General features: G+C 66.2%; 19 protein-coding genes and 1 other RNA gene. 5 read left to right on the top strand and 15 right to left on the bottom strand.

Features of this window, described 5'->3' with window-relative positions:
- Positions 1–103: 103 nt before the first annotated feature.
- Positions 104–994, bottom strand: a complete 891-nt coding sequence (locus tag THIMADRAFT_RS14635; protein WP_007193837.1) for a class I SAM-dependent methyltransferase — start codon at positions 992–994, stop codon at positions 104–106.
- A 121-nt stretch (positions 995–1,115) separates the two neighbouring features.
- Positions 1,116–3,191, bottom strand: a complete 2,076-nt coding sequence (locus THIMADRAFT_RS14640; protein WP_007193838.1) for a thioredoxin domain-containing protein — start codon at positions 3,189–3,191, stop codon at positions 1,116–1,118.
- 234 nt (positions 3,192–3,425) lie between these two features.
- Here THIMADRAFT_RS14640 and THIMADRAFT_RS14645 point away from each other — a divergent pair, with 234 nt between their 5' ends.
- Both THIMADRAFT_RS14645 and THIMADRAFT_RS14650 read left to right on the top strand, forming a co-directional pair.
- Positions 3,426–4,622 (top strand): class I SAM-dependent rRNA methyltransferase, encoded by a 1,197-nt coding sequence (locus THIMADRAFT_RS14645; protein ID WP_007193839.1) that lies wholly within the window; start codon positions 3,426–3,428, stop codon positions 4,620–4,622.
- Positions 4,623–4,771: 149 nt separating this feature from the next.
- Positions 4,772–5,374 carry a L,D-transpeptidase family protein gene (locus THIMADRAFT_RS14650; protein ID WP_007193840.1) on the top strand — a complete coding sequence of 201 codons (603 nt, stop codon included), beginning with the start codon at positions 4,772–4,774 and terminating at the stop codon, positions 5,372–5,374.
- Positions 5,375–5,510: 136 nt separating this feature from the next.
- On the opposite strand, the gene minE is transcribed toward THIMADRAFT_RS14650, so the two are convergent.
- From minE to THIMADRAFT_RS14710, 12 genes are all read right to left on the bottom strand, one after another.
- A complete protein-coding gene (gene minE, locus THIMADRAFT_RS14655; protein WP_007193841.1) occupies positions 5,511–5,780 on the bottom strand; it encodes a cell division topological specificity factor MinE in 270 nt (89 codons plus the stop codon).
- A 3-nt stretch (positions 5,781–5,783) separates the two neighbouring features.
- Positions 5,784–6,593 carry a septum site-determining protein MinD gene (gene minD / locus THIMADRAFT_RS14660; protein WP_007193842.1) on the bottom strand — a complete coding sequence of 270 codons (810 nt, stop codon included), beginning with the start codon at positions 6,591–6,593 and terminating at the stop codon, positions 5,784–5,786.
- Between the two features lie 49 nt (positions 6,594–6,642).
- On the bottom strand, positions 6,643–7,431 hold the full coding sequence (gene minC, locus THIMADRAFT_RS14665; RefSeq protein ID WP_007193843.1) for a septum site-determining protein MinC: 789 nt from the start codon (positions 7,429–7,431) through the stop codon (positions 6,643–6,645).
- A 207-nt stretch (positions 7,432–7,638) separates the two neighbouring features.
- A complete protein-coding gene (locus tag THIMADRAFT_RS14670) occupies positions 7,639–7,983 on the bottom strand; it encodes a histidine triad nucleotide-binding protein (protein WP_007193844.1) in 345 nt (114 codons plus the stop codon).
- Positions 7,984–8,100: 117 nt separating this feature from the next.
- Positions 8,101–8,697: a recombination mediator RecR gene (gene recR, locus THIMADRAFT_RS14675; protein WP_007193845.1), complete on the bottom strand. Its 597-nt coding sequence runs from the start codon at positions 8,695–8,697 to the stop codon at positions 8,101–8,103.
- A 15-nt stretch (positions 8,698–8,712) separates the two neighbouring features.
- Positions 8,713–9,036 carry a YbaB/EbfC family nucleoid-associated protein gene (locus THIMADRAFT_RS14680; protein WP_040731662.1) on the bottom strand — a complete coding sequence of 108 codons (324 nt, stop codon included), beginning with the start codon at positions 9,034–9,036 and terminating at the stop codon, positions 8,713–8,715.
- Positions 9,037–9,239: 203 nt separating this feature from the next.
- Positions 9,240–10,976, bottom strand: coding sequence for a DNA polymerase III subunit gamma/tau (gene dnaX / locus THIMADRAFT_RS14685; RefSeq protein ID WP_007193847.1), 1,737 nt, complete (start codon positions 10,974–10,976; stop codon positions 9,240–9,242).
- A 234-nt stretch (positions 10,977–11,210) separates the two neighbouring features.
- An RNA gene (gene ffs, locus THIMADRAFT_RS25765) (signal recognition particle sRNA small type) lies at positions 11,211–11,307 on the bottom strand.
- A gap of 278 nt (positions 11,308–11,585) precedes the next feature.
- The gene (locus THIMADRAFT_RS14695; protein WP_007193848.1) at positions 11,586–12,818 is read right to left on the bottom strand and encodes a nucleotidyltransferase family protein; all 1,233 of its coding nucleotides are present in this window, start codon (positions 12,816–12,818) and stop codon (positions 11,586–11,588) included.
- A complete protein-coding gene (locus THIMADRAFT_RS14700; protein ID WP_007193849.1) occupies positions 12,785–13,213 on the bottom strand; it encodes a hypothetical protein in 429 nt (142 codons plus the stop codon). Before THIMADRAFT_RS14700 ends, THIMADRAFT_RS14695 begins: the two co-directional genes overlap by 34 nt.
- On the bottom strand, positions 13,210–13,977 hold the full coding sequence (locus tag THIMADRAFT_RS14705) for a PqqD family protein (RefSeq protein WP_158308387.1): 768 nt from the start codon (positions 13,975–13,977) through the stop codon (positions 13,210–13,212). The genes THIMADRAFT_RS14700 and THIMADRAFT_RS14705 overlap by 4 nt, the downstream gene beginning before the upstream one ends.
- A 67-nt stretch (positions 13,978–14,044) precedes the next feature.
- Entirely contained in the window at positions 14,045–14,224 is a 180-nt protein-coding gene (locus tag THIMADRAFT_RS14710) for a hypothetical protein (protein WP_007193851.1), read from the bottom strand.
- Positions 14,225–14,421: 197 nt separating this feature from the next.
- On the opposite strand from THIMADRAFT_RS14710, the gene THIMADRAFT_RS14715 reads away from it, so the two are divergent.
- From THIMADRAFT_RS14715 to THIMADRAFT_RS14725, 3 genes are all read left to right on the top strand, one after another.
- Complete coding sequence (locus THIMADRAFT_RS14715; protein WP_007193852.1) at positions 14,422–15,471, top strand: helix-turn-helix transcriptional regulator; 1,050 nt, start codon at positions 14,422–14,424, stop codon at positions 15,469–15,471.
- 488 nt (positions 15,472–15,959) lie between these two features.
- Positions 15,960–17,231 (top strand): hypothetical protein, encoded by a 1,272-nt coding sequence (locus THIMADRAFT_RS14720; protein ID WP_007193853.1) that lies wholly within the window; start codon positions 15,960–15,962, stop codon positions 17,229–17,231.
- Between the two features lie 46 nt (positions 17,232–17,277).
- Positions 17,278–18,093 carry a fumarylacetoacetate hydrolase family protein gene (locus THIMADRAFT_RS14725; RefSeq protein WP_007193854.1) on the top strand — a complete coding sequence of 272 codons (816 nt, stop codon included), beginning with the start codon at positions 17,278–17,280 and terminating at the stop codon, positions 18,091–18,093.
- A 154-nt stretch (positions 18,094–18,247) separates the two neighbouring features.
- Here the strand turns inward: THIMADRAFT_RS14725 and THIMADRAFT_RS14730 are convergent, their stop codons facing one another.
- On the bottom strand, positions 18,248–18,790 hold the full coding sequence (locus tag THIMADRAFT_RS14730; RefSeq protein ID WP_007193855.1) for a hypothetical protein: 543 nt from the start codon (positions 18,788–18,790) through the stop codon (positions 18,248–18,250).
- Between the last annotated feature and the right edge of the window lie 10 nt (positions 18,791–18,800).

An 18,800-nucleotide genomic window follows, 5' to 3' on the forward strand; every position in this document is an offset into this window, starting at 1 on the left:
GTTTAGGAGATTGAAAGCATTTTTCCCTTCTTCGTTCTCTAAACCGCGCCAGGTTTAAGTCGCTTGGTCGTCGTGAGGGTCGTCACCGGTAAAACCGCGTAGGTCACAAAAGGCGCGGTTTAGAGGCGGCGGAGAGCACATAGTCCAGACCGCCGTAGACGCTCTCGGCGCTCATGCCGAGTGCGAGTCGGGCCGGGAGTCGGGTCGCGGGGTGGAGCCGGTCGAGCGTCTCCGGGTGTCTCGAGAGATAGTCGTGCAGGGGGGTGTAGACGCGATCGCGGATGGAGGCGACCTCGACATCCGCGAAGCCGCACGCTCGAAGCTTGTCCGCGTAGATCTCGCGCGTGTAGACGTTTTCGGCAGGTATCGCGAACTTGCTTGCGACCAGTCCCCAGGACCAGCGCTGTTTGAGCCGGGCACGCCAATCCTCGGCCAGCGGCATCGGGATGATGTCGGCCGTGACCAATCGGCCCCCCGGACGCAAAACGCGAAGGGCCTCCTCGAAGAAGCGTTCGCGGGTCTCGAAGTGGAAGGCGCACTCGAGTGCGACAACCGTGTCGACTGAATTCGAAGGCAGCGGCATGTCCGTGGCCGAGCCTTCGCGCAGGTCGATGAGCTCTTCGAGACCGAGATCTTTCACCCTTCCGCGCGCGACGGCCACCTGCGAGGCGGTGATGTTGAGGCCCTGGATGTGGTCGGGCGCGTAGGTCCGAAGCCAGTAGATGTCTTGATCGGCGAAACCGAAGCCGACGTCCAGCACCCGGTCGCCGGGCCCCATCGCCGCGCGTTCCGCGACCAAGGCCGCCAGTGCCTGGCAGGCCTCGTCCAAGCTCTGCTCCGCGCTCCAGTAGCCCAGGTTGAGATAGAGCCCGTTTTCGGTGGCCACGTCGGTCGAGAGGAGATCGTAGACGCGGGTCACGTCCCATGACTTGAAGGGGTTATAGAGCCAATCGAGATAGGCGAGATGCCGTCGAAACGGCCGTGCTGTCGACATGAGGGATGACCTGCTGGTGGGTGAGGCTGCCGGGCGGCGGTGCTTGTGCGGATCGCGATCAAGGCGCGGGTTTGGGGCTCGGTAAGGCTGCCGCCGTTGCGCGTCCTATCGTCGGCACGACCTACGAGGTTGGTTTCACGACGTCGGCGAGCGATTCGGTCGGCGGCTCGCAGCGGGTGCCGCTGCAGCGGTAGATGCGCGGGCGCTCGCCGGGCGCCATGGCGGCGAGCGTGCCGGGGAGATGGCTCTCGTCGGCGGGGATGCCCAGGACGAAGCGACGTGGTCGGTAGCCGCGTTGGGCCTCTCGGCGCCAGGCGTCGAGACGCTCGTCGCCGGCGCGGATCACCAGGGTCTCGGGCGGGTCGAGCCACTCGTCGAGCGCGAAGAGGAGTGTGGCGTGGGCGTAGGGCATGCGGCGGATCGACTCGGCCGCGAGCTTCAGGGTCCGTTCGGCCGCCGCGAGATAGCGCGGCTCGCCGACGAGATGGCCGAGCCGCTCGAGCGCCAGCGCGGCGACGCCGTTGCCGGACGGGATGGCCTCGTCGCCGAGCGGTTTGGTGCGATGGATCAGGGTCTCGTGATCGCGCCCGGTGAACCAGAAGCCGCCGCCGATCGGATCCTCGAACTGATCCAGGAGGACCTCGGCCAGCGCGAGGGCGAAGTCCAGATCCGCCCGCGACCAGCGTGTCTGCAGGAGTTCCAGCAGCGCATCGAGTAGGTTGGCATAGTCGTCGAGATAGGCGTTCAGATGGGCGGTGCCGTCCTTGTAGGTCGCGAGCAGCCGACCCTCGCGCCAGAGTGTGCCGCGGATGAAGGCGAGCGCCTGCTCGGCGGACTCCAGATAATCCGGTCGATCGAAGGTCCGCGCGGCACGCGCCAGACCTTTGATCATCAGGGCGTTCCAGGCGGTCAGGACCTTCTCGTCCCGACCGGGGCGAACGCGCCGCTCGCGTGCGACATAGAGGGTCGCGCGCGCGGCGGCGAGCAGGGCCTGCACCCGCGCCGGCTCGAGCCCGAGATCAACGGCGACGGCCTCGGGCGTGCGGTACCCGTGCAGGTGCCAGCGGCCTTCGCAGTTGGCCGGACGATCCAGACGGTAGACGGCGGCGAAGGGCGCGTACTCGGCCGGTGCGAGCAATGCCCGGATCTCCTCGCGATCCCAGACGTAGAACTTGCCTTCCTCGCCCTCGCTGTCGGCGTCCAGACTCGACCAATAGCCGCCCTCCGGGGACTGCATCTCGCGCAGCACCCAGTCCGCGGTCATGACGGCGGCATCCCGAAACACCGGATCCTCGGTCACGGCGAAGGCGTCGCAGCAAAGTGCGAGGAGCGGACCGTTGTCGTAGAGCATCTTCTCGAAGTGCGGGATCATCCAAAGCGCGTCGACCGAGTAGCGATAGAAGCCACCGCCGAGTTGATCCGTGAGTCCGCCGCGGACCATCCGCTCTAGCGTCCAAACGGCCTTCGCGAGCGCAGAGCGGTCGGGGGCCCCGGTCTGCGGTGCGTCCGTCGCGTGCCGAAGCAGGAGATCGAGGTTGGTCGGATGCGGAAACTTGGGCGCATCTCCGAATCCGCCATGCTCGGGATCGAAGCTCGTGTCGAGCTGTTGCAAGGCCGCATCGATCGCCGAGCGCTCGGGCAGCGCGTCGGAGGCATGCGGCTCCAGCTCGGCAAGCGCAGCCATCAGGCTCTCGTTTTGCGACTCGATCGCCGTCTTTTGCTCACGGTAAGCACGCTCGACCCCTTGCATCAACTGCTTGAACGCAGGCAAGCCGTGACGCGGCTCGCGCGGGAAGTAGGTCCCGGCGAAGAAGGGTTTTTGATCGTCCGGCATCAGAAACACCGTGAGCGGCCAACCGCCGGGACGTTGCGCGAGCAGCTGGTGTGCGGTTTGGTAGATCTTATCGAGATCCGGGCGCTCCTCCCGGTCGACCTTGATGTTGACGAAGAGCCGGTTCATCAGCTCCGCGGTGCCGGGATCCTCGAACGATTCATGGGCCATCACATGACACCAGTGACACGCCGAGTAGCCGATCGAGAGCAGGATGGGGCGATCCGTCTCGCGTGCCAGCGCAAGCGCCTCCTCGCACCAAGGCCACCAATCCACGGGGTTGTGCGCGTGCTGCCGCAGGTAAGGACTGGTGGTCTCCGCCAGACGGTTGACGGGACCGGTCGGGGACGAGGGGGCGTTCGACATGGAGGTTTCCCGGAAGCTTGGGGGGATGGTGGGGAGATGAGGGTGAAAGGTGAAAGGTGAAAGGTGAAAGGTGAAAGGTGAAGGGTCGAAGGGCGATGACTGGCGGCTGGCGGCTGTTCAGACAAGACGGGTTCTGCCGACTCCCCTTTCCATGCCCCGACCGACCTCGGCCGGTTCTGATAGTCTGTGACCGCGCAAGACGACGAGCGCCCAGACACCACAGGACACGCGATCATGAAGACCCAACCCCTCATCCTGAGCAAAGACCAGGAACGCCGCCTCATCGCCGGGCACTGCTGGATCTACAGCAACGAGGTCAACACCAAGGTCACGCCGCTGAAGGATCTCCAACCGGGCCAGCCGGTCGCGATCCGCAGCGATCACGATCGCTGGATCGGTCATGGATACGCGAATCCGCATTCACTGATCTGCGCGCGCGTGGTCAGCCGCGATCCGACACAGCCGCTGAGCCCGACCCTTTGGCTGAAGCGCATCCACGACGCGCTCGCCCTGCGCGAGCGGCTCTACGCACGCCCCTTCTATCGACTCATCTTCGGGGAAAGCGACGGGATGCCGGGCCTGGTCGTCGACCGCTACGGCGATCTGCTCGCCGTACAGATCACCACCGCGGGGATGGAACGGGTGCAAGGCGAGATCCTCGCCGCGCTCGAGCAGGTGCTGCGCCCCAAGGCAATCGTGCTGCGCAACGACACCTCGGTGCGCGAGATGGAAGGCTTGACACAGGGCGTCGAGGTGATCCTGGGCTCGCCCGAGGATCGCCTTACCCTGGTCGAAAACGACCTGGAGTTCCTCGTCTCGCCCCTGACCGGCCAAAAGACCGGCTGGTTCTTCGACCAGGCCGAGAACCGCACGCGTCTGGCGCGCTACGGCGTCGGGCGGCGCGTCCTGGATGTGTGCAGCTATATCGGCGCATGGGGTCTGCGCGCCGCGGCGCTGGGCGCCGAGCAGGTCGTCTGTGTCGACAGCTCGCTACCGGCGCTCGAGCGGGTCGCCGACAATGCGGCTCGCAATCGGCTGGCGGAGCGCGTCCAAGGCCGGCATGGCGATGCCTTCGATGTACTGCGTGCGCTGCGCGAGGAAGACGCCCGTTTCGACACGGTCCTGCTCGACCCGCCCGCCTTCATCAAGCGACGCAAGGACGAAAAGGACGGGATTGCGGCCTATCTGCGGCTCAATCGACTCGGGATGGAGCTGCTCGAGCCGGGCGGCCTGCTGGTGACCTCATCGTGCTCCTTCCACATGGGTCGCGATGTCTTCGTGCGGACCGTGCAGCAGGCGGCACGCCGCGCCGGGCGCACCCTGCAGTTGTTGGAAACCGGTCAGCAGGGACCGGACCATCCGGTGCATCCCGCAATCCCCGAGACCGCCTATCTCAAGACGCTCTTCTTCCGCGTGCTTCCCGAGTTTTGATCGGCAATCTCGATGTCGTGAGGTCGTTTTTTCCGATCGAAAAATTGCGAAACAAGATGGCGTTTTGTCATGTGGTTACCTACACTTTCGCGTGTTGCTCATGAGCACGGCCAACGCCGTAACATCCTTACAGACACCGGATCAGACCCATGTACACCGACGCGAAAAACACCGTGACCGCCATCGCCGAGCCCCCGACGCGCCGACCCGAGCGGGGTGCGCATCGGGTCCGATCCCTGCTGACGGTGCTCGCTGTGATAGGGGCTTTGGGACTCGCCGGCTGCGGCAGCACGTCGAAGATGGCGACGGTCGAGCCGAGTCACGCGGACAAGGTCGTCGTCAAGAAGTCACAACGCAAGCTGGAGCTGCACAACAACGGACGGGTGATCCGCGAGTACCGGATCGCGCTCGGCGGTGCACCGGACGGACATAAGTTTCGCGAAGGCGACGAGCGCACCCCGATCGGCGACTACTTCCTCAACTGGCGCAATCCGAACAGCAACTTCTACAAGTCGATCCACATCTCCTACCCGAACGAGCGCGACAAGCTGGTCAGCCGTTCGCTCGGGTACTCCAGTCCGGGCGGGATGATCATGATTCACGGGCTCCCGAACTACGTCCGGTCCGAGGCACTGCGCCAACAGTACGCCAACCGCGATTGGACACAGGGCTGCATCGCCGTGCAGAACCACGAGATCGACGAGATCTGGTCGATGGTGCGCGACGGGACGCCGATCAAGATTCTGCCCTAAACCGCGCGCGACGCGGTATGCGCTGTTTTTTGGATGGATCGGCCTCGGCAGGCTCGACGACCGTTGGCGCCGGCGCGGTTTAGAGGAGGGGTTTCGCTTACGCTGTACCCACCCCGCTAAACATGGCCAGCCGCCCTCAAATCCGTCCCTGCGCCGTGTCCGGGAGGACGATATTCAGCTCGAGGACCTCGTGGCTGTCCTCCTGCTCGTATTTCACGGAGACGGCGTTCATGTCGACCTCCACATACTTGCGGATGACCTCGAGGATCTCCTGCTGCAGCTTGGGGAGATAGGATGGACGGCCACGTTGCGTGCGATCGTGGGCCACCAGGATCTGCAGCCGCTCCTTGGCTACATTTGCGGAGCCCTTCGGTCGCGAGGAGCGGAAGTAGTCGAGTAAGCCCATAGGTCAGCCTCTGAAAAAGCGCTTCAGGAAGCCCTTCTTCTCCACTTGGAGAAAACGGTGCGGCACCTCGTCGCCCAGATAGCGAGCGACCGTATCGGCATACGCCTTGCCGGCATCGCTCTCCCGATCGAGGACCACGGGTACGCCGGAGTTGGACGCGGTCAGGACGGATTTCGACTCCGGGATGACGCCGAGCAAGTTCAGCGACAAGATCTCCTGCACGTCCCCCACACTCAACATCTCGCCCTTCTCCACGCGTGCCGGATCGTAGCGGGTCAGCAGGAGAAACTCCCGGATGGGCTCGTCGTTGGACTCCGCCCGACGCGACTTGCTCGAGAGGATACCCAGCATGCGGTCGGAGTCCCGCACCGAGGAGACCTCGGGATTGGTGACCACGACGGCATCGTCGGCGTAATACATGGCCATGGTGGCACCGTGCTCGATGCCGGCCGGCGAGTCGCAGACGATGAAGTCGTATCCGTGGGCGAGCTCCTCGAGCACCCGACCGACGCCCTCCTTGGTGAGCGCATCCTTGTCGCGGGTCTGAGAGGCCGGCAGCACATAGAGGTTGTCGCAACGCTTGTCGCGGATCAGGGCCTGGTTGAGGTTGGCCTCCTGATTGATGACGTTGACGAAATCGTACACGACACGGCGCTCGCAACCCATGATGAGATCCAGGTTGCGCAGGCCTACATCGAAATCGATGACGACCGTACGATGACCGCGCTGGGCAAGGCCCATCGCCAACGCGGCGGACGTGGTCGTCTTGCCGACCCCGCCCTTGCCCGAGGTGATCACAATAATTCTCGCCAAAGTAGCCGCCTCCAAAATGGGATGGTCCGTCGCCCAACCCTGCGTCGGGTCAAAGTTTTTCGATTCTCAGAATCTTCTGGTCCAGAAAGATCTGGACGGGAACGCCGCGCAGCTCGCGCGGGATGTTCTCGCTTACCCGGTAATGCCCCGCGACGGACACCAGCTCCGCCTGAAGGTCTTGGCAAAAGATCCGCGCATCCGTGTTGCCCTTCATGCCGGCCAATGCCCGACCGCGCAACGGACCGTAAACATGGATGTTGCCGTCGGCCATCAGCTCGGCACCCGAGCTCACGGCGGCGATGATGGACAGATCCCCGCCGGCGGCGTAGACACGTTGCCCCGAGCGCACCGGGCGCGTGACCAAGGTGAAGGCCGCACCCGCACCTGGCCGGGGCGGCGCCGCGGGGGCCTCCTGCACCGTCGGCGCAACCGCGGCGGGGACGACGGGCGCGGGCTCCTCGGGTGCGGCGACGCGCTCGGCGCGGGTTGACCGGGTCTCGTGCTCGCCGAGGATCGCCAGCTCCATCGCCTCCGCCGCCTCGTTCTGGGCCTTGTTGCCGCCGCGCACGCCGAAGGGGATCATGCCGTAGCCGCGCAGCAGGCCGACCAAGAGCGGAAACTCGACCTCGCCGCCGCCGTCGGGAAAGGCGCTCAGATCGATCACGACCGGCGTATTGCGAAAAAACTCGGGCGCCTGCTCCACCCGGGCACCCAGCTCGGCGGCGACCGCCTCGATGTCGGCCTCGAGCAGACGAAGGATCGGCAGCGTGAAGCCGGCCGCCTTGAGCTCGAAAACGGCGGGGCGATCCCCGACGGACGTGCGTTGATACCCTGCCATGTTGCTGCTTTCGGGGCAAACGCCCGTCGATCTCCACTGGAATGAATCAAAAGGTCGTCGTTCGTCGACGCTATCCGGGTCCTAGCGCTGTAGGGTGGACAAGCGAAGCGCAGTCCACCAGCGCCGTCGCGGGTTTCGGCGGACTTCGCTTGCGCTCGTCTACTCGACGGCACCGCTGCCGTGAACAACACCGCCCTGCAACATCGATCAGCCCGGCGGCCACTGCATGGGACGCCCGCCCAGGATATGCAGGTGCAGGTGATACACCGTCTGCCCGGCCGCGGCGTTGCAGTTGATCAAGGTCCGGTAGCCGCTGTTCGCGATGCCTTCCTGCTCGGCGATCTTGGCCGCGGCCAGGAACAGCTTGCCGATCAGCTCGGCATCCTCGGGCTGCACGGCGTTCAAGGTCGGAATCGGCTTACGCGGGATCACCAGGATATGGGTCGGTGCTTGCGGGTGAAGATCTCGAAAGGCGACCAGGTCATCGTCTTCATAGACGATATCGGCCGCGACTTCACCGGCGGCGATCTTGCCGAAAATGGTATCAGACATCGTTGCGATCCGCTCCGTTAAACCACGCCCAGCGCGGTATGTGATGTTTTTGGATGGGACCGGCCCCGGCAGATTTGAGGATTGTTGAAGCCGGCGCGGTTTAAGAGACCAGTGGCGTCAGAGTCGGCGCCGACCATTGAAGGCGAGCGCCAGCGTTCCGCCGTCCAGATACTCGAGCTCTCCGCCCAGCGGGACACCGTGGGCGATGCGTGTCGCGCTGACCCCGTACCGATCGGCGGACTCGGCGATGAAGTGTGCCGTCGCACTCCCTTCGACGGTCGGGCTGATCGCCAGGATCACCTCGCGCACCTCCCCTGCCTGCAGACGCGCGTCGAGCTGGTCGAGGCCCAGCTCCTGCGGGCCGATCCCGTCGAGCGGCGAAAGCCGCCCGCCGAGCACGAAATAGAGTCCGCGAAAGTCCGTAGCCTGCTCGATCGCCAGGATCTCGGAGGGCTGCTCGACCACGCACAGAAGTCCGCCGTCGCGATGCGGGTTGGAGCAGAGTCCGCAGAGCTCTTGCTCGGTCAGGGTCCGGCAGCGGCGACAGCGCCGGATCAGGCTCATCGCATCGGCCATGATCCGCGCCAAACGCACCCCGCCCTCGCGATCGCGCTCGAGCAGGTGAAAGGCGATACGCTGTGCCGACTTGGGACCGACGCCGGGCAGGCACCGCAAGGCATCGATCAATTGACCGAGAAGCGGGCGCTCCGACACGGCGACCGACCGCGCCTAGAAGGGCAGCTTCATCCCGGGCGGTAAGGGCAACCCGGCGGTCAGCTCGGCCATGTTCTCCTTCGCCTTCTCGGCCACGCGCTGGCTTGCACCGTTCACGGCGGCGGTGATGAGATCCTCGAGCATCTCCTTGTCGTCGCCCATCACGCCCGGGTCGATCTCCACCCGACTGACCTGGTAGCGGCCGTTCATGGTCACCTTGACCATGCCGCCGCCGGACTCGCCGACGACCTCTTCCAAGGCGAGCCGCTCTTGGGCCAGCTTCATGTCTTCCTGCATCTTCTGCGCTTGCTTGAGCAAGTTGCCGATTCCGCCTTTCATCATGCCTTGTCGCGGGAAACCCCGGCCGGATGGCCGAGGCGGGATAGCGCACGGCGCCGAACGCCGTCCATCTCCCGCATCCTCTCTTCTCGGTTGGCTATCTCTTCACAAAGATCCGTCGCAGTGCGACATCGGTTCGCCCGGCTCTCCGACCGGAGAGCCGGCATCGTATCCACGGCAGCCGGCCCCGGATCGGCCGGCCTTCAATCACTCGGCTCGATACTCCCGGCGATCCAGCTCGCGTCCAGCTCGTCCTGCATCGCGCGCGCCACCGGATCCTCCTCCATCGCGGAGACCGCGGCCTGACGACGCTCGCCGGTCTCGCGCTCGCGCCGCTGGGCGAGGGTCTCGCGCTGCGGCCGCGCCACCTGGATGTCGAGCTTCACCGCGGTACCCATGGTCTTTTCCAGGGCCGCATGCAGGCGCGATTCCGCACCCGGCGAGCGCAGATGCTCCGCGGCCGGGTCCAGGCCCAGCGAGAGCCGTCCGTCTGCCCAGCCTTTCAGATCACAATGATGGGCGATCTGGCTCGCGATGCCGCCCAACTCCAGACGATCGACAAGCGCGAGCCATTCCGCATGCGAGGTCAGCACGACCGCAGCCGCGGCGCCCGTGGTCTCCGTCGGCACGTGCGCCGCGGCCCTCGCGTGCCGCGCGGGTGCGGGCTCGGCGACGCGCGGCTCGGTGACCGGCCTCAACATCGAGACCGGCGAGGACGCCTGCGCGGACAACGGCGCGGACAACGCCGAGCCAACCGCGCCGCCTGCGGCCTCGGGCGGGTGCGTCGCATCGCCGGACGCGCTCTCCCGCAAGGTCGCGAGGCGCGCCGGCGCACGCGCCGGCTCATCGCGATGCGGGGCCGGTCGAAACGCCAAGGCGCGCAGCAGGACCATCTCGAAACCGGCGCGCGGATCGGGGGCCAGCGGCAGATCACCTTGCCCGGTCAAGGCCACCTGATAATAAAGCTGAAGATCCTCGGCCGGGAGACGCTCCGCCAGCGCCTTCAGACGCGCGGCATCCGGATCGTCCGGGGCCAACGTCTCGGGCACCTGCTGGAGCAACGCCAAGCGGTGCAGCAGCGCGATCAGCTCGCGCAGCAGCTCTTCGAAATCCGGCGTCAGCGACGCCACGCGCTCGACCTCCGCCAAGACGCGCGCTGCGTCGCCCGCCGCCATGGCATCGAGCAAGTCCAACGTCAGATCGCCCGGCAGGGTCCCGAGCATGGTCCGCACGCCCGATTCATCCACGCGCCCGCCGCCGAAGGCGATCGCCTGATCGAGCAGACTCAAGCCGTCGCGCATGCTGCCGTCCGCCCCGCGCGCCAGCAAAGGCAGCGCCGAGGCCTGAAACTCGAGTCCCTCGGCTTCCAGGACATGCTGGAGTCTGGCGCGGATCTCCTCGGGCAAGAGACGGCGCAGATTCAACTGCAGACAGCGCGAGAGCACCGTCACCGGGACCTTCTGCGGGTCGGTCGTCGCGAGCAGAAACTTCACATGCGGCGGGGGCTCCTCCAAGGTCTTCAACAAGGCGTTGAAGCTATGGTTGGAGAACATGTGCACCTCGTCGATCAGATAGACCTTGTAGCGTGCACGGGCCGGGGCATAGGGAACGTTGTCCAGAAGCTCGCGAGTTTGATCGACCTTGGTGCGCGAGGCGGCATCCACCTCGATCAGATCCACGAAACGCCCGCCGTCGATCTCGCGACAGGCCGAGCAGACACCGCAGGGGCGCGCGCTCACGCCCTCCTCGCAGTTCAGCGCCTTGGCGAGGATGCGGGCGAGCGTGGTCTTGCCGACACCGCGGGTGCCGGTAAAGAGATAGGCGTGATGGAGCTGGTCGCGATCGAGCGCATTGGAGAGTGCGCGGACCACATGCGATTGTCCGACCAGATCATCGAAGCTCTTGGGGCGCCATTTGCGGGCGAGCACCTGGTAGGACATGCGTGATTCGAGTCGGACGAATTCCGTTTGGAGCAGAGGCCGAGGTGAATGGAGACGGTCATCCCCGGTGCCGGATCTTCCCGGTGGCCACCGTGTCGTCCATCCGGTTTTGAACGGGCGGCCTCAAGCGCCCTAGGGGCAATGGCCGAGCCGATCTTCATGCCGTGCGCGCCGAGGCTCGCGCGTCCGCCCCGATCAAACAGGACCGAGCCGGCCCGCGACTTGGGCGGCGGCCGACGCCAGCCACACCCCGGCACACGCTTCAACCGCTGCGGCTGCTCCCTTCCGGGCCTGACCGGGTTCACGGTTTCGCGTTGCGAGGGGACCGGCGCAAGCCACCATGACATTCGATCCGTGACCAAGCCGCGAATCGACGGGCAAGATTAACAAAGCCCGCGGGCGAAGACAAACGCCCGACGCCCGCGTTCGGCAGTCCGGCGCTGCTCGGAACACCGGCCACTGCGATGATCTTGCGCTGCGGGCTCGACTCGCGCCGGGTGGACAAGCGAAGCGCAATCCGCCAGCCCCGGTCGCGTACGCCCAATTCCGGGCGAACGGTGGAGGTCGGCCGCGATCATGAACGTCGCCGGCAGCCCGAAGCAGCTCGCCTTACGGTGGATCCAGACGTTCGCCAGATGTCCGATCCGCAATGGACTTCGCAGCGGCCTGACGCCGCGCGACCCACTTCTGCATCCAGAAGCGATATTTTTCCGGATACCAGGCGGGCGTCATCAGCCGCCGCGGCAGATTCGGCAGCCGTCGGGCCTGGCGCAGCGCCCGCAAGCGCCAGGCGAACAGCCGATCCAGACGCGGAGAGTCGAGCCGCGCCCAGAACCGCGCCTGCGCTCGGCGAGCCGCCGCAGTCGGACGCACGCCCGCCGGCAGCGGCTGACCGAACAGCTCCTGCACGGCGAGAAGATGGGCGCCCACCGTATGCGCCAATCCCCGGCGCTTCAGGTCCGCCATGAGCCCCGGCCAGTCGATATCGACTGCCGCCGGCAAGGCCAGCAACCTCTTGAACTCAAGGAGTTGGCGTAGCGATCGTCGGTCAGTCCAGAACGCCTGATCCTGGACCTGATGATGCAGGGCGTTGTGCAGGAGCCGGTCGGCCAGGGTCGGAATCCGGATCCGCAGCCCGTCCCAGTCGTGCGTTTCGGCCCGGGCGAGCACGGCGCACAGGGGCAGCACCGCCTTCTGCGGCATGCCGCTGAAGAGATCGTAGTGCAATTCTACATAACCGTCCCCGGAGGAGTGGATGAGCGGCGGCAAATGATGCCCGGACGCGGTTGACCAGTGCAGTGGCTCGCGATCGGGCGCCGGACCATCGGGCGACCGATAGTGATGGTAGCCAGCGGCCCGGAGCGCCGCGCCCGCGCGGTTGGCCTGATCGAGCGGCACGCCCAGATCCAGATCGCTCAGGACACGGGCAAACGCCAACGGGTACTGATCCGGCAGCAGGGCGATGGCGCCCTTGAGCAGGAGGGGGACGATCTCGGCTTGATTCAGAGTCGCGACGGTCTCCCGCAACACCCGGCGCAGCCGGCGGTTGCGGGCGTCGTTGCGCTCGTGGAGATAGGCGAGTGCCTGGCGGACATCCTCCGGCACCGGTTCGAGCGTATCCCGGTCCCGTTGGCCCGCACCCAGTTGTGCCGCATAGAGGCTCGGGGCCACCAGTTGTGTGGTGGCCAGGCCATAGAGTTCGCGCCAATCGTCGATCGGGCCGGCGCCCGACCGCTCCGGACCGGCGTCGGCGTCGGCGGGATCGAGCAGGGCTGCCAGCGACCGCCAACGACGGCTGTGCAGCGAGGTCACGGCCGCTCCCCCGCGGCTGCCCGCAAGCATGCGGCCACCTGATCCTGCCCGGCGGCCAGATCCGGATAGGTCAGTGCGAAGGCCGGAAGCGCCTCGATCCAGCGGGCCAATTCATCCAGCTTGAACTGCGTCAGGTCGCGGATCACCACTTCGGCGCCGATGATCCCCTGCAACGCCTGGACCGGGGACAGCGGCGTCACCCGGGCGACCTCCTCCGGGGCATAGCGCGGGAACAGCAGACAGAGCGGGCGCACCGGCCGAGTGACGGCGGGACCGCGGGCGGCCAGGAAACGCACCCGTCGGCCGAAACGCTCCACCACCGGGGCTTCCTCCAGGTCCGGCCGACAGGGCCGGAGCACCGGCCAGCCGCCGGGCTTCAGACAAAGCGGCAGATTCAAACCCAACAGTTCCCCGGCCAGGGTCACCGGTACCAGTCGTCGCTCAGCAGCGCGAAACCGGCGGCATTCAGCGCCGCCGCCAGCGTGGTCTTGCCCGAGCCGCCCGGCGCGATCAGCAGCAGCCCCTGCCCGTCCGGCGCGACCAGACCGGCACCGTGGAGCACCATCAAACGCTCGGCGGGCCGGCAGCCCAGATTGGCCAGGGCCGTAATGGTCGCGACCAAGGCCGCGTCGAGCCCCCGACCGCAGTCGAGGGTCTGGCCGTCGCACGCGAGCCGCCAGTCCGCGGCCGTGCCATGCAGAGACAGCTCATGATCGACGCGGGACTGCTCTCCCTGCTCCGGCTCGGACTCCGACGACGGCTCCGAGGCATGCTCCAGCGCCAGCATCCAGCCGAGGTGCCGCTGGATCGCCGCCTCCTCGCACCATACACCCACCCGGCGATCGGCCAGCCACAGCGCCCGGGCGCCGTGCTCCGGCAGGCGCGGCCGGGGCGCGGGCCAGAACGGCGCGTCCGTGGTGCCGAGACGCCAGTCGATGGGGGTCTCGCCGCCGACGTCGAGCAGTCCGGCGCTCTGCCAATCGGCGACCAGGGTCATGACCTGATCGTGCGCCAGCTCCGACGGCAGGGCGAAACGCTCCACGAGCAATCCGGCCAGCCGCTCCGGCGACAGTCCGACGGCGTGCAGATCCCAGAGCGCGCTCGCGGATGCGTCGAGCAGACACAGCCGCCGGTCGCCGGGGCGGGCGAGCAGGCGGCCGTGTCCAAGGGCGGTGGAGATGATCGACATCATCTGTTTCTCGCGTGCGTCCGCACCGGCGCCACGGGGGTCCGGAAGATCCGCGCCGTCCAGGCGGCTACTGTTGCGAGTCGGGCGCTGCCCGTGCCGAGGTCACCAACGTCAGCATGGCCGGCGCGGTCCATGCCGCCAGGGCGCCGAGGCGGGCGAGCGCGGCGCGGCGCTCGGGGTCGATCATGTCCGAGGCCGGGTCGTCGGTCGATGGTCGGGGAGAGCTCTGATCGTCGTTTGGTTGCATCGTCGGGTTCTCGTCGGTTGATATGCGCAGCACGCATGCCTGTGGGATAGTCGGTCCTCAGACCGCCTCAAGGGCTTCTAACTTGCTCCCGAACTGCATGAACGTTCAACTGCCGCCTTCTACCATCCGATGACCGATTTATACCTCTGCAGGACCTTCACAAGCCCGCATCGTCTGCTCTCGCCCGCTCGGATGCCATGAATCGCCCGACGCTTCCCGCACTCAATGTCCACTGGCTCACCGATCCGACGGCCACCGGGGAGCCCCCGTCCGTTCCCGAAAGTCACGACCTGCAACGGGTGCAATTCCCGATTCCGCCCGACATCGGCCAGGCCTGGATGGAACGGCTGCCGCTGGCGGAGGGGGTCTCGCTGTTTCGCGGCATTCATCGATTTCGGCTCGAAGCACGCGGTCAACGTGTCCCGCTGGGTGAATTCAGCTACCGATTCCCCGAAACCACGTTTTGCGCACAGGTCATGGATGGCGGAACCGCCCACCACAGGGAGCTTTATCCGCCTGCCGAGTTGAATTTCCAGCCGGGCCATGACTTTTTCCGTCTGGCCGATCGGTTTCACACCATTTCATCGATCGATTCCCCGGCCGACAGCGACATGACGGCGCTGATGGTCACCGAAACCGTATTGACACAGCTCATGGACGAGGAGGTAGCCAAGCAACTGCTCGTTTGGATCGGTTTGGATTCACCGCCGGCCGTCAAGGTGCTGCCCATTCCCCGATCCGTCTCCGCCCCGTTGCGGGCCGCGTTCTCGACCCAGTTGCAGGGAAGCTTGCAGCGGTTGTTCGCGCAGTCGAAGATCCTGGAGTATCTGTGCGCGCTCTGCGCCTACACGACGGCCGGCGACCCCCAAGCGCCGCGGCTCGCGGATCGGCGGGATCAGCTCCGGGAGCTCCACGATTATCTGACGCAATTGGAGGGACGCTTGCCCGGCCTGGAGGACTTGGCGGTGCAGTTCAGGATGTCCGCACGGCGACTCAACGCGGCCTTCGCCGAACAGTACGGCTTACCGATCTATGCCTTCATCGCCGACCGGCGGCTGAACGAGGCCTATGCGGCGATTCGCGACAGCGAGGTTGCGCTCAAGGTCTTGGCCGACCGATTGGGTTACTCCCATGTCAACCACTTCAGCCGAGCATTTCGACGCAAATTCGGTCATCCGCCGGGTCAGCTCCGTTGCCGGCGCGGGGCGGCGCAGAGTGGGGCCGAAAACGAAGGGGGAGCTAAGTAACCGTTTAGAAACCACTTAGCCGTTCCGGTTCATTCTCCCCCTCTCCCCAACCCCTCTCCCGCGAGGGGCGAGGAGCTAAACCGCGTCCAGAGCGACATGCGTCATTTTCACTTTGTGTCGGGATTAGGGATTTTTCCGAACCTCATGGAGACTCGGTTTAGAATTTTAGATTTTTTAATCTCTTAAACCGCGCCGACTCCAACGAACGTCACGTCTGCCGGCGCCGATCCCATCCAAAAACGTCGCATACCGCGCTGGGCGCGGTTTAAAGGCGAAGCGCGGACGGACTTGGCCGAGGACCGATCGATTTCCGCCCTGCACCGGACCGATGCAACCTCCTCCGCTCGCCCGACACGCGAATCGACCCGACCGCCCCGGCGTGGCAGACTTGTCGCGTCCGACCCGTGGCCGGGTCCGAGCATCCGACACGGCGGAACCCGCCGACTCGGGACCCGTGCAAACAGACCCGCCGAGGCATCCTGATTCCCATGCGTGCTATCGCCCCGCTCATCCTTCTCCTCGGAACGCTCGTCCTCGGCAGCGGCGACCTCGCCGCCGAGACCGAGGGCCCCGCGGCCGCTTCCTCCCAATCGGAGCCGGACGTCTGGAATCGGACCCTCGAGACCGCCTCCGATTGGTGGCAACGCTCGCGCGACTTTGCCGACCAAGCGGTCGCCGATGCCAAAGGACTCTTCGCCGACGATCAGGATTTTGCCCGGGTCTGGGGGACGGTCGTCCCCACGCTGGACTCGACATTGGAGCTGGAAGAGCGCCACGGCGAGCTGCCCGAGAAGACCTGGTTCGGCACCGACCAGCGCTCCAATCGCGAGGAGATCAATGCCCTGCTCGACACCGCGGTGGAGATCCTCTCGACCTCGCCGGTCCAAAACTACCGCGAACGGATCCGGATCCTCCAAGCCGAGATCGAGAAGGACCGCGCCGAGATCGCCGACGCCCGCCAGAAGCGCATCGCCGCCCCCGCGGAGTCAACCCTCAAGAAGACGGTCGCCGATTACGATCGACTGATTGCATCGCTCGAGGACGACATCGATCGTCGCAACGGCGAGCTGGCCGCGGTGAAGCGGGAGTTTGCCGACGAGCTGCACGGAATGGGTCTCGACCTGGGCGACGATCAGCTCGAGCTGCTCCTTTCGACCGTCGTCGGCGACAATATGATCGATCTGGGCATCCTCTTCGACAACGTCAAGGCAGTCACCGCCCAGCTCGAGGTGCTGGTCGCCCAAAGCGGCGAGGATCTGCAGAGCGCGCGACGCTATTACGGCCTCTATGTCGTCCTGCTGCAGGCGCTCAACCGCATGCACCTGCAGATCGAGGAGGCGATCGGGGAGCAGTACATCCCGCAGATCGACGCCATCATCGCGCGTGCGCAGGAGCTCTCCGGCGAGACTCGACGGCTGCAGCGCGAGTCGCCGGGTCGCCGCGACGTCCTCGCGGCCAACCTGGAGGCACAGCAGCTGACCGTGCAGGCCGCCGAGATCTATCGCCGCTATCTCAGAGAACAGGCGACACAGGTCAAGCAAGCCAGACGCGAGCTCGAGAAGGATATCGCCGCCGCCTGGAACACCTACGAGACCGTCCGGGTCTCCGGCGAGCTGGTGAGCCTGGTGCGATCGAGCCAACAGCTGCTCGACGGCCTGATGAATCGCCAGGTTCCGACCCTGCGTCCCTTCGAAAACCTGGAGATGCAGCGCGAATTCCAGAAACTCACCGAGCAGCTGCGCAACCGCAGCGCCGGCTGAGACCCACATCCATCCGCTATCCACGAGACCCCGAGACCCAGAGACCATGAAGATCGCCCGCTTTCTCGACATCCACGGCACCGTCCACTACGGCACCCCGATCGACGCCGGACATGCCCGCCGGCTCGGCGGTCACCTCTACGAGGGCCTGACCGAGACCACCGACGAGATCGCGGTGGCGCGCTGGCTGGCGCCGGTCACACCCGTGAACGTCTACGGCATCGGCTTGAACTATCGCGCCCACGCCGAGGAGACCGGGGCCGCCATCCCGGCCAACCCGGTCGTCTTCATGAAGCCCACGACGGCGATCACGGATCCGGGCGAGCCCATCATCCTGCCGAACGCGTGCGAGCACGGCCCCGAGGTCGACTACGAGGCCGAGCTGGCCGTGGTCATCGGCCGCACGGCGCGCGACGTCCCGGTCGCCTCCGCGCTCGACTACGTGCTGGGGTACAGCTGCGCCAACGACATCTCGGCTCGGCGCTGGCAGAAGGAAGGCGGCGCCGGCCAATGGATTCGCGGCAAGAGCTTCGATGGCTTCTGCCCCCTGGGTCCGGTCCTGGTCACCGCCGACGAAATCCCCGATCCGCAGGCATTGAGCGTCACCTGCACGCTCAACGGCGAGCGGGTCCAGACCGGCCACACCAGCGACATGATCTTCACCATCGCCGAGCTGATCGCCTTCCTCAGCCGCGACACCACACTCCTGCCCGGCACGGTGATCATCACGGGCACCCCGCCCGGTGTCGGCTTCGCACGCACCCCGCCGCTGTTCCTGAGCGCAGGAGATCGGGTCGTGGTCGAGATCGAGGGGATCGGGGCGCTGGAGAACCCCGTGGTGCAGGCGCAAAGCCTCGCCTGAGGTGATTGGTGATTGGTGATTGGTTTTGGGCCGCAGATTCGGCAGCTTACAAAAGCTGTAGGGTGGACAAGCGCAGCGCAGTCCACCAGCGCCGCCGCGGGGATCGGTGGACTTCGCTCTCGCTCGTCCACCCTACCGGCTGGGGCAGGAGGCCCTACAGCGCGTCGTTCCGGGCCTCATCCAGGCCGCCGAGCGGCAGATGCCCGAAGACGATACTGCCTTCGGTTCCATCGTCGAGGGCGATCTTGCCGATGCCGTTGCGCCCGTCGCTTGCGCGGATGATGTCGGCCCAGCCGCTGCGTCCGTCGGTGCAATAGACGTCGAAGACGGCGTCGGCCGAGCCCGTAAAGGCGTTGTAGCTGCCGCGGCAGCCGTTCCGGCTGCTGGAGACACGGAAATCGGCCGCGAAGGGCGAGGAGCGGTAGTCGCCGACGTAGACCTCGCCGTCCATGATGACGGCGAAGGGCCCGGAGGTCGAATAGCCCGGCGGCAGCGGGCTCGGTTGACCGCGGTCGATCTCGTCCAACACCTGACTCACGCAGGAGGAGTAAGACTCCGGATCCAGATGCGCGCAGAGACGCCGGCCATAGTCGATCGGCGAAACGGTCGCGCCGATGCCGCCGAGATGATTCGGCGGCACGAGTCCGCAGGCCCCGATCAAGAGCGGCAACAGGGCAACGAGATGGCGTGGGGTCATAAGCGTTCTC

Source organism: Thiocapsa marina 5811 (genome assembly GCF_000223985.1).
Lineage (GTDB): Bacteria > Pseudomonadota > Gammaproteobacteria > Chromatiales > Chromatiaceae > Thiocapsa > Thiocapsa marina.

Coding starts and splice junctions, on each gene's coding strand:
- THIMADRAFT_RS14635 (WP_007193837.1), bottom strand. CDS start 994: ATGTCGACAGCACGGCCGTTTCGACGGCATCTCGCCTATCTCGATTGG.
- THIMADRAFT_RS14640 (WP_007193838.1), bottom strand. CDS start 3,191: ATGTCGAACGCCCCCTCGTCCCCGACCGGTCCCGTCAACCGTCTGGCG.
- THIMADRAFT_RS14645 (WP_007193839.1), top strand. CDS start 3,426: ATGAAGACCCAACCCCTCATCCTGAGCAAAGACCAGGAACGCCGCCTC.
- THIMADRAFT_RS14650 (WP_007193840.1), top strand. CDS start 4,772: ATGTACACCGACGCGAAAAACACCGTGACCGCCATCGCCGAGCCCCCG.
- minE (WP_007193841.1), bottom strand. CDS start 5,780: ATGGGCTTACTCGACTACTTCCGCTCCTCGCGACCGAAGGGCTCCGCA.
- minC (WP_007193843.1), bottom strand. CDS start 7,431: ATGGCAGGGTATCAACGCACGTCCGTCGGGGATCGCCCCGCCGTTTTC.
- THIMADRAFT_RS14670 (WP_007193844.1), bottom strand. CDS start 7,983: ATGTCTGATACCATTTTCGGCAAGATCGCCGCCGGTGAAGTCGCGGCC.
- THIMADRAFT_RS14680 (WP_040731662.1), bottom strand. CDS start 9,036: ATGAAAGGCGGAATCGGCAACTTGCTCAAGCAAGCGCAGAAGATGCAG.
- dnaX (WP_007193847.1), bottom strand. CDS start 10,976: ATGTCCTACCAGGTGCTCGCCCGCAAATGGCGCCCCAAGAGCTTCGAT.
- THIMADRAFT_RS14695 (WP_007193848.1), bottom strand. CDS start 12,818: ATGCTTGCGGGCAGCCGCGGGGGAGCGGCCGTGACCTCGCTGCACAGC.
- THIMADRAFT_RS14705 (WP_158308387.1), bottom strand. CDS start 13,977: ATGTCGATCATCTCCACCGCCCTTGGACACGGCCGCCTGCTCGCCCGC.
- THIMADRAFT_RS14710 (WP_007193851.1), bottom strand. CDS start 14,224: ATGCAACCAAACGACGATCAGAGCTCTCCCCGACCATCGACCGACGAC.
- THIMADRAFT_RS14715 (WP_007193852.1), top strand. CDS start 14,422: ATGAATCGCCCGACGCTTCCCGCACTCAATGTCCACTGGCTCACCGAT.
- THIMADRAFT_RS14720 (WP_007193853.1), top strand. CDS start 15,960: ATGCGTGCTATCGCCCCGCTCATCCTTCTCCTCGGAACGCTCGTCCTC.
- THIMADRAFT_RS14725 (WP_007193854.1), top strand. CDS start 17,278: ATGAAGATCGCCCGCTTTCTCGACATCCACGGCACCGTCCACTACGGC.
- THIMADRAFT_RS14730 (WP_007193855.1), bottom strand. CDS start 18,790: ATGACCCCACGCCATCTCGTTGCCCTGTTGCCGCTCTTGATCGGGGCC.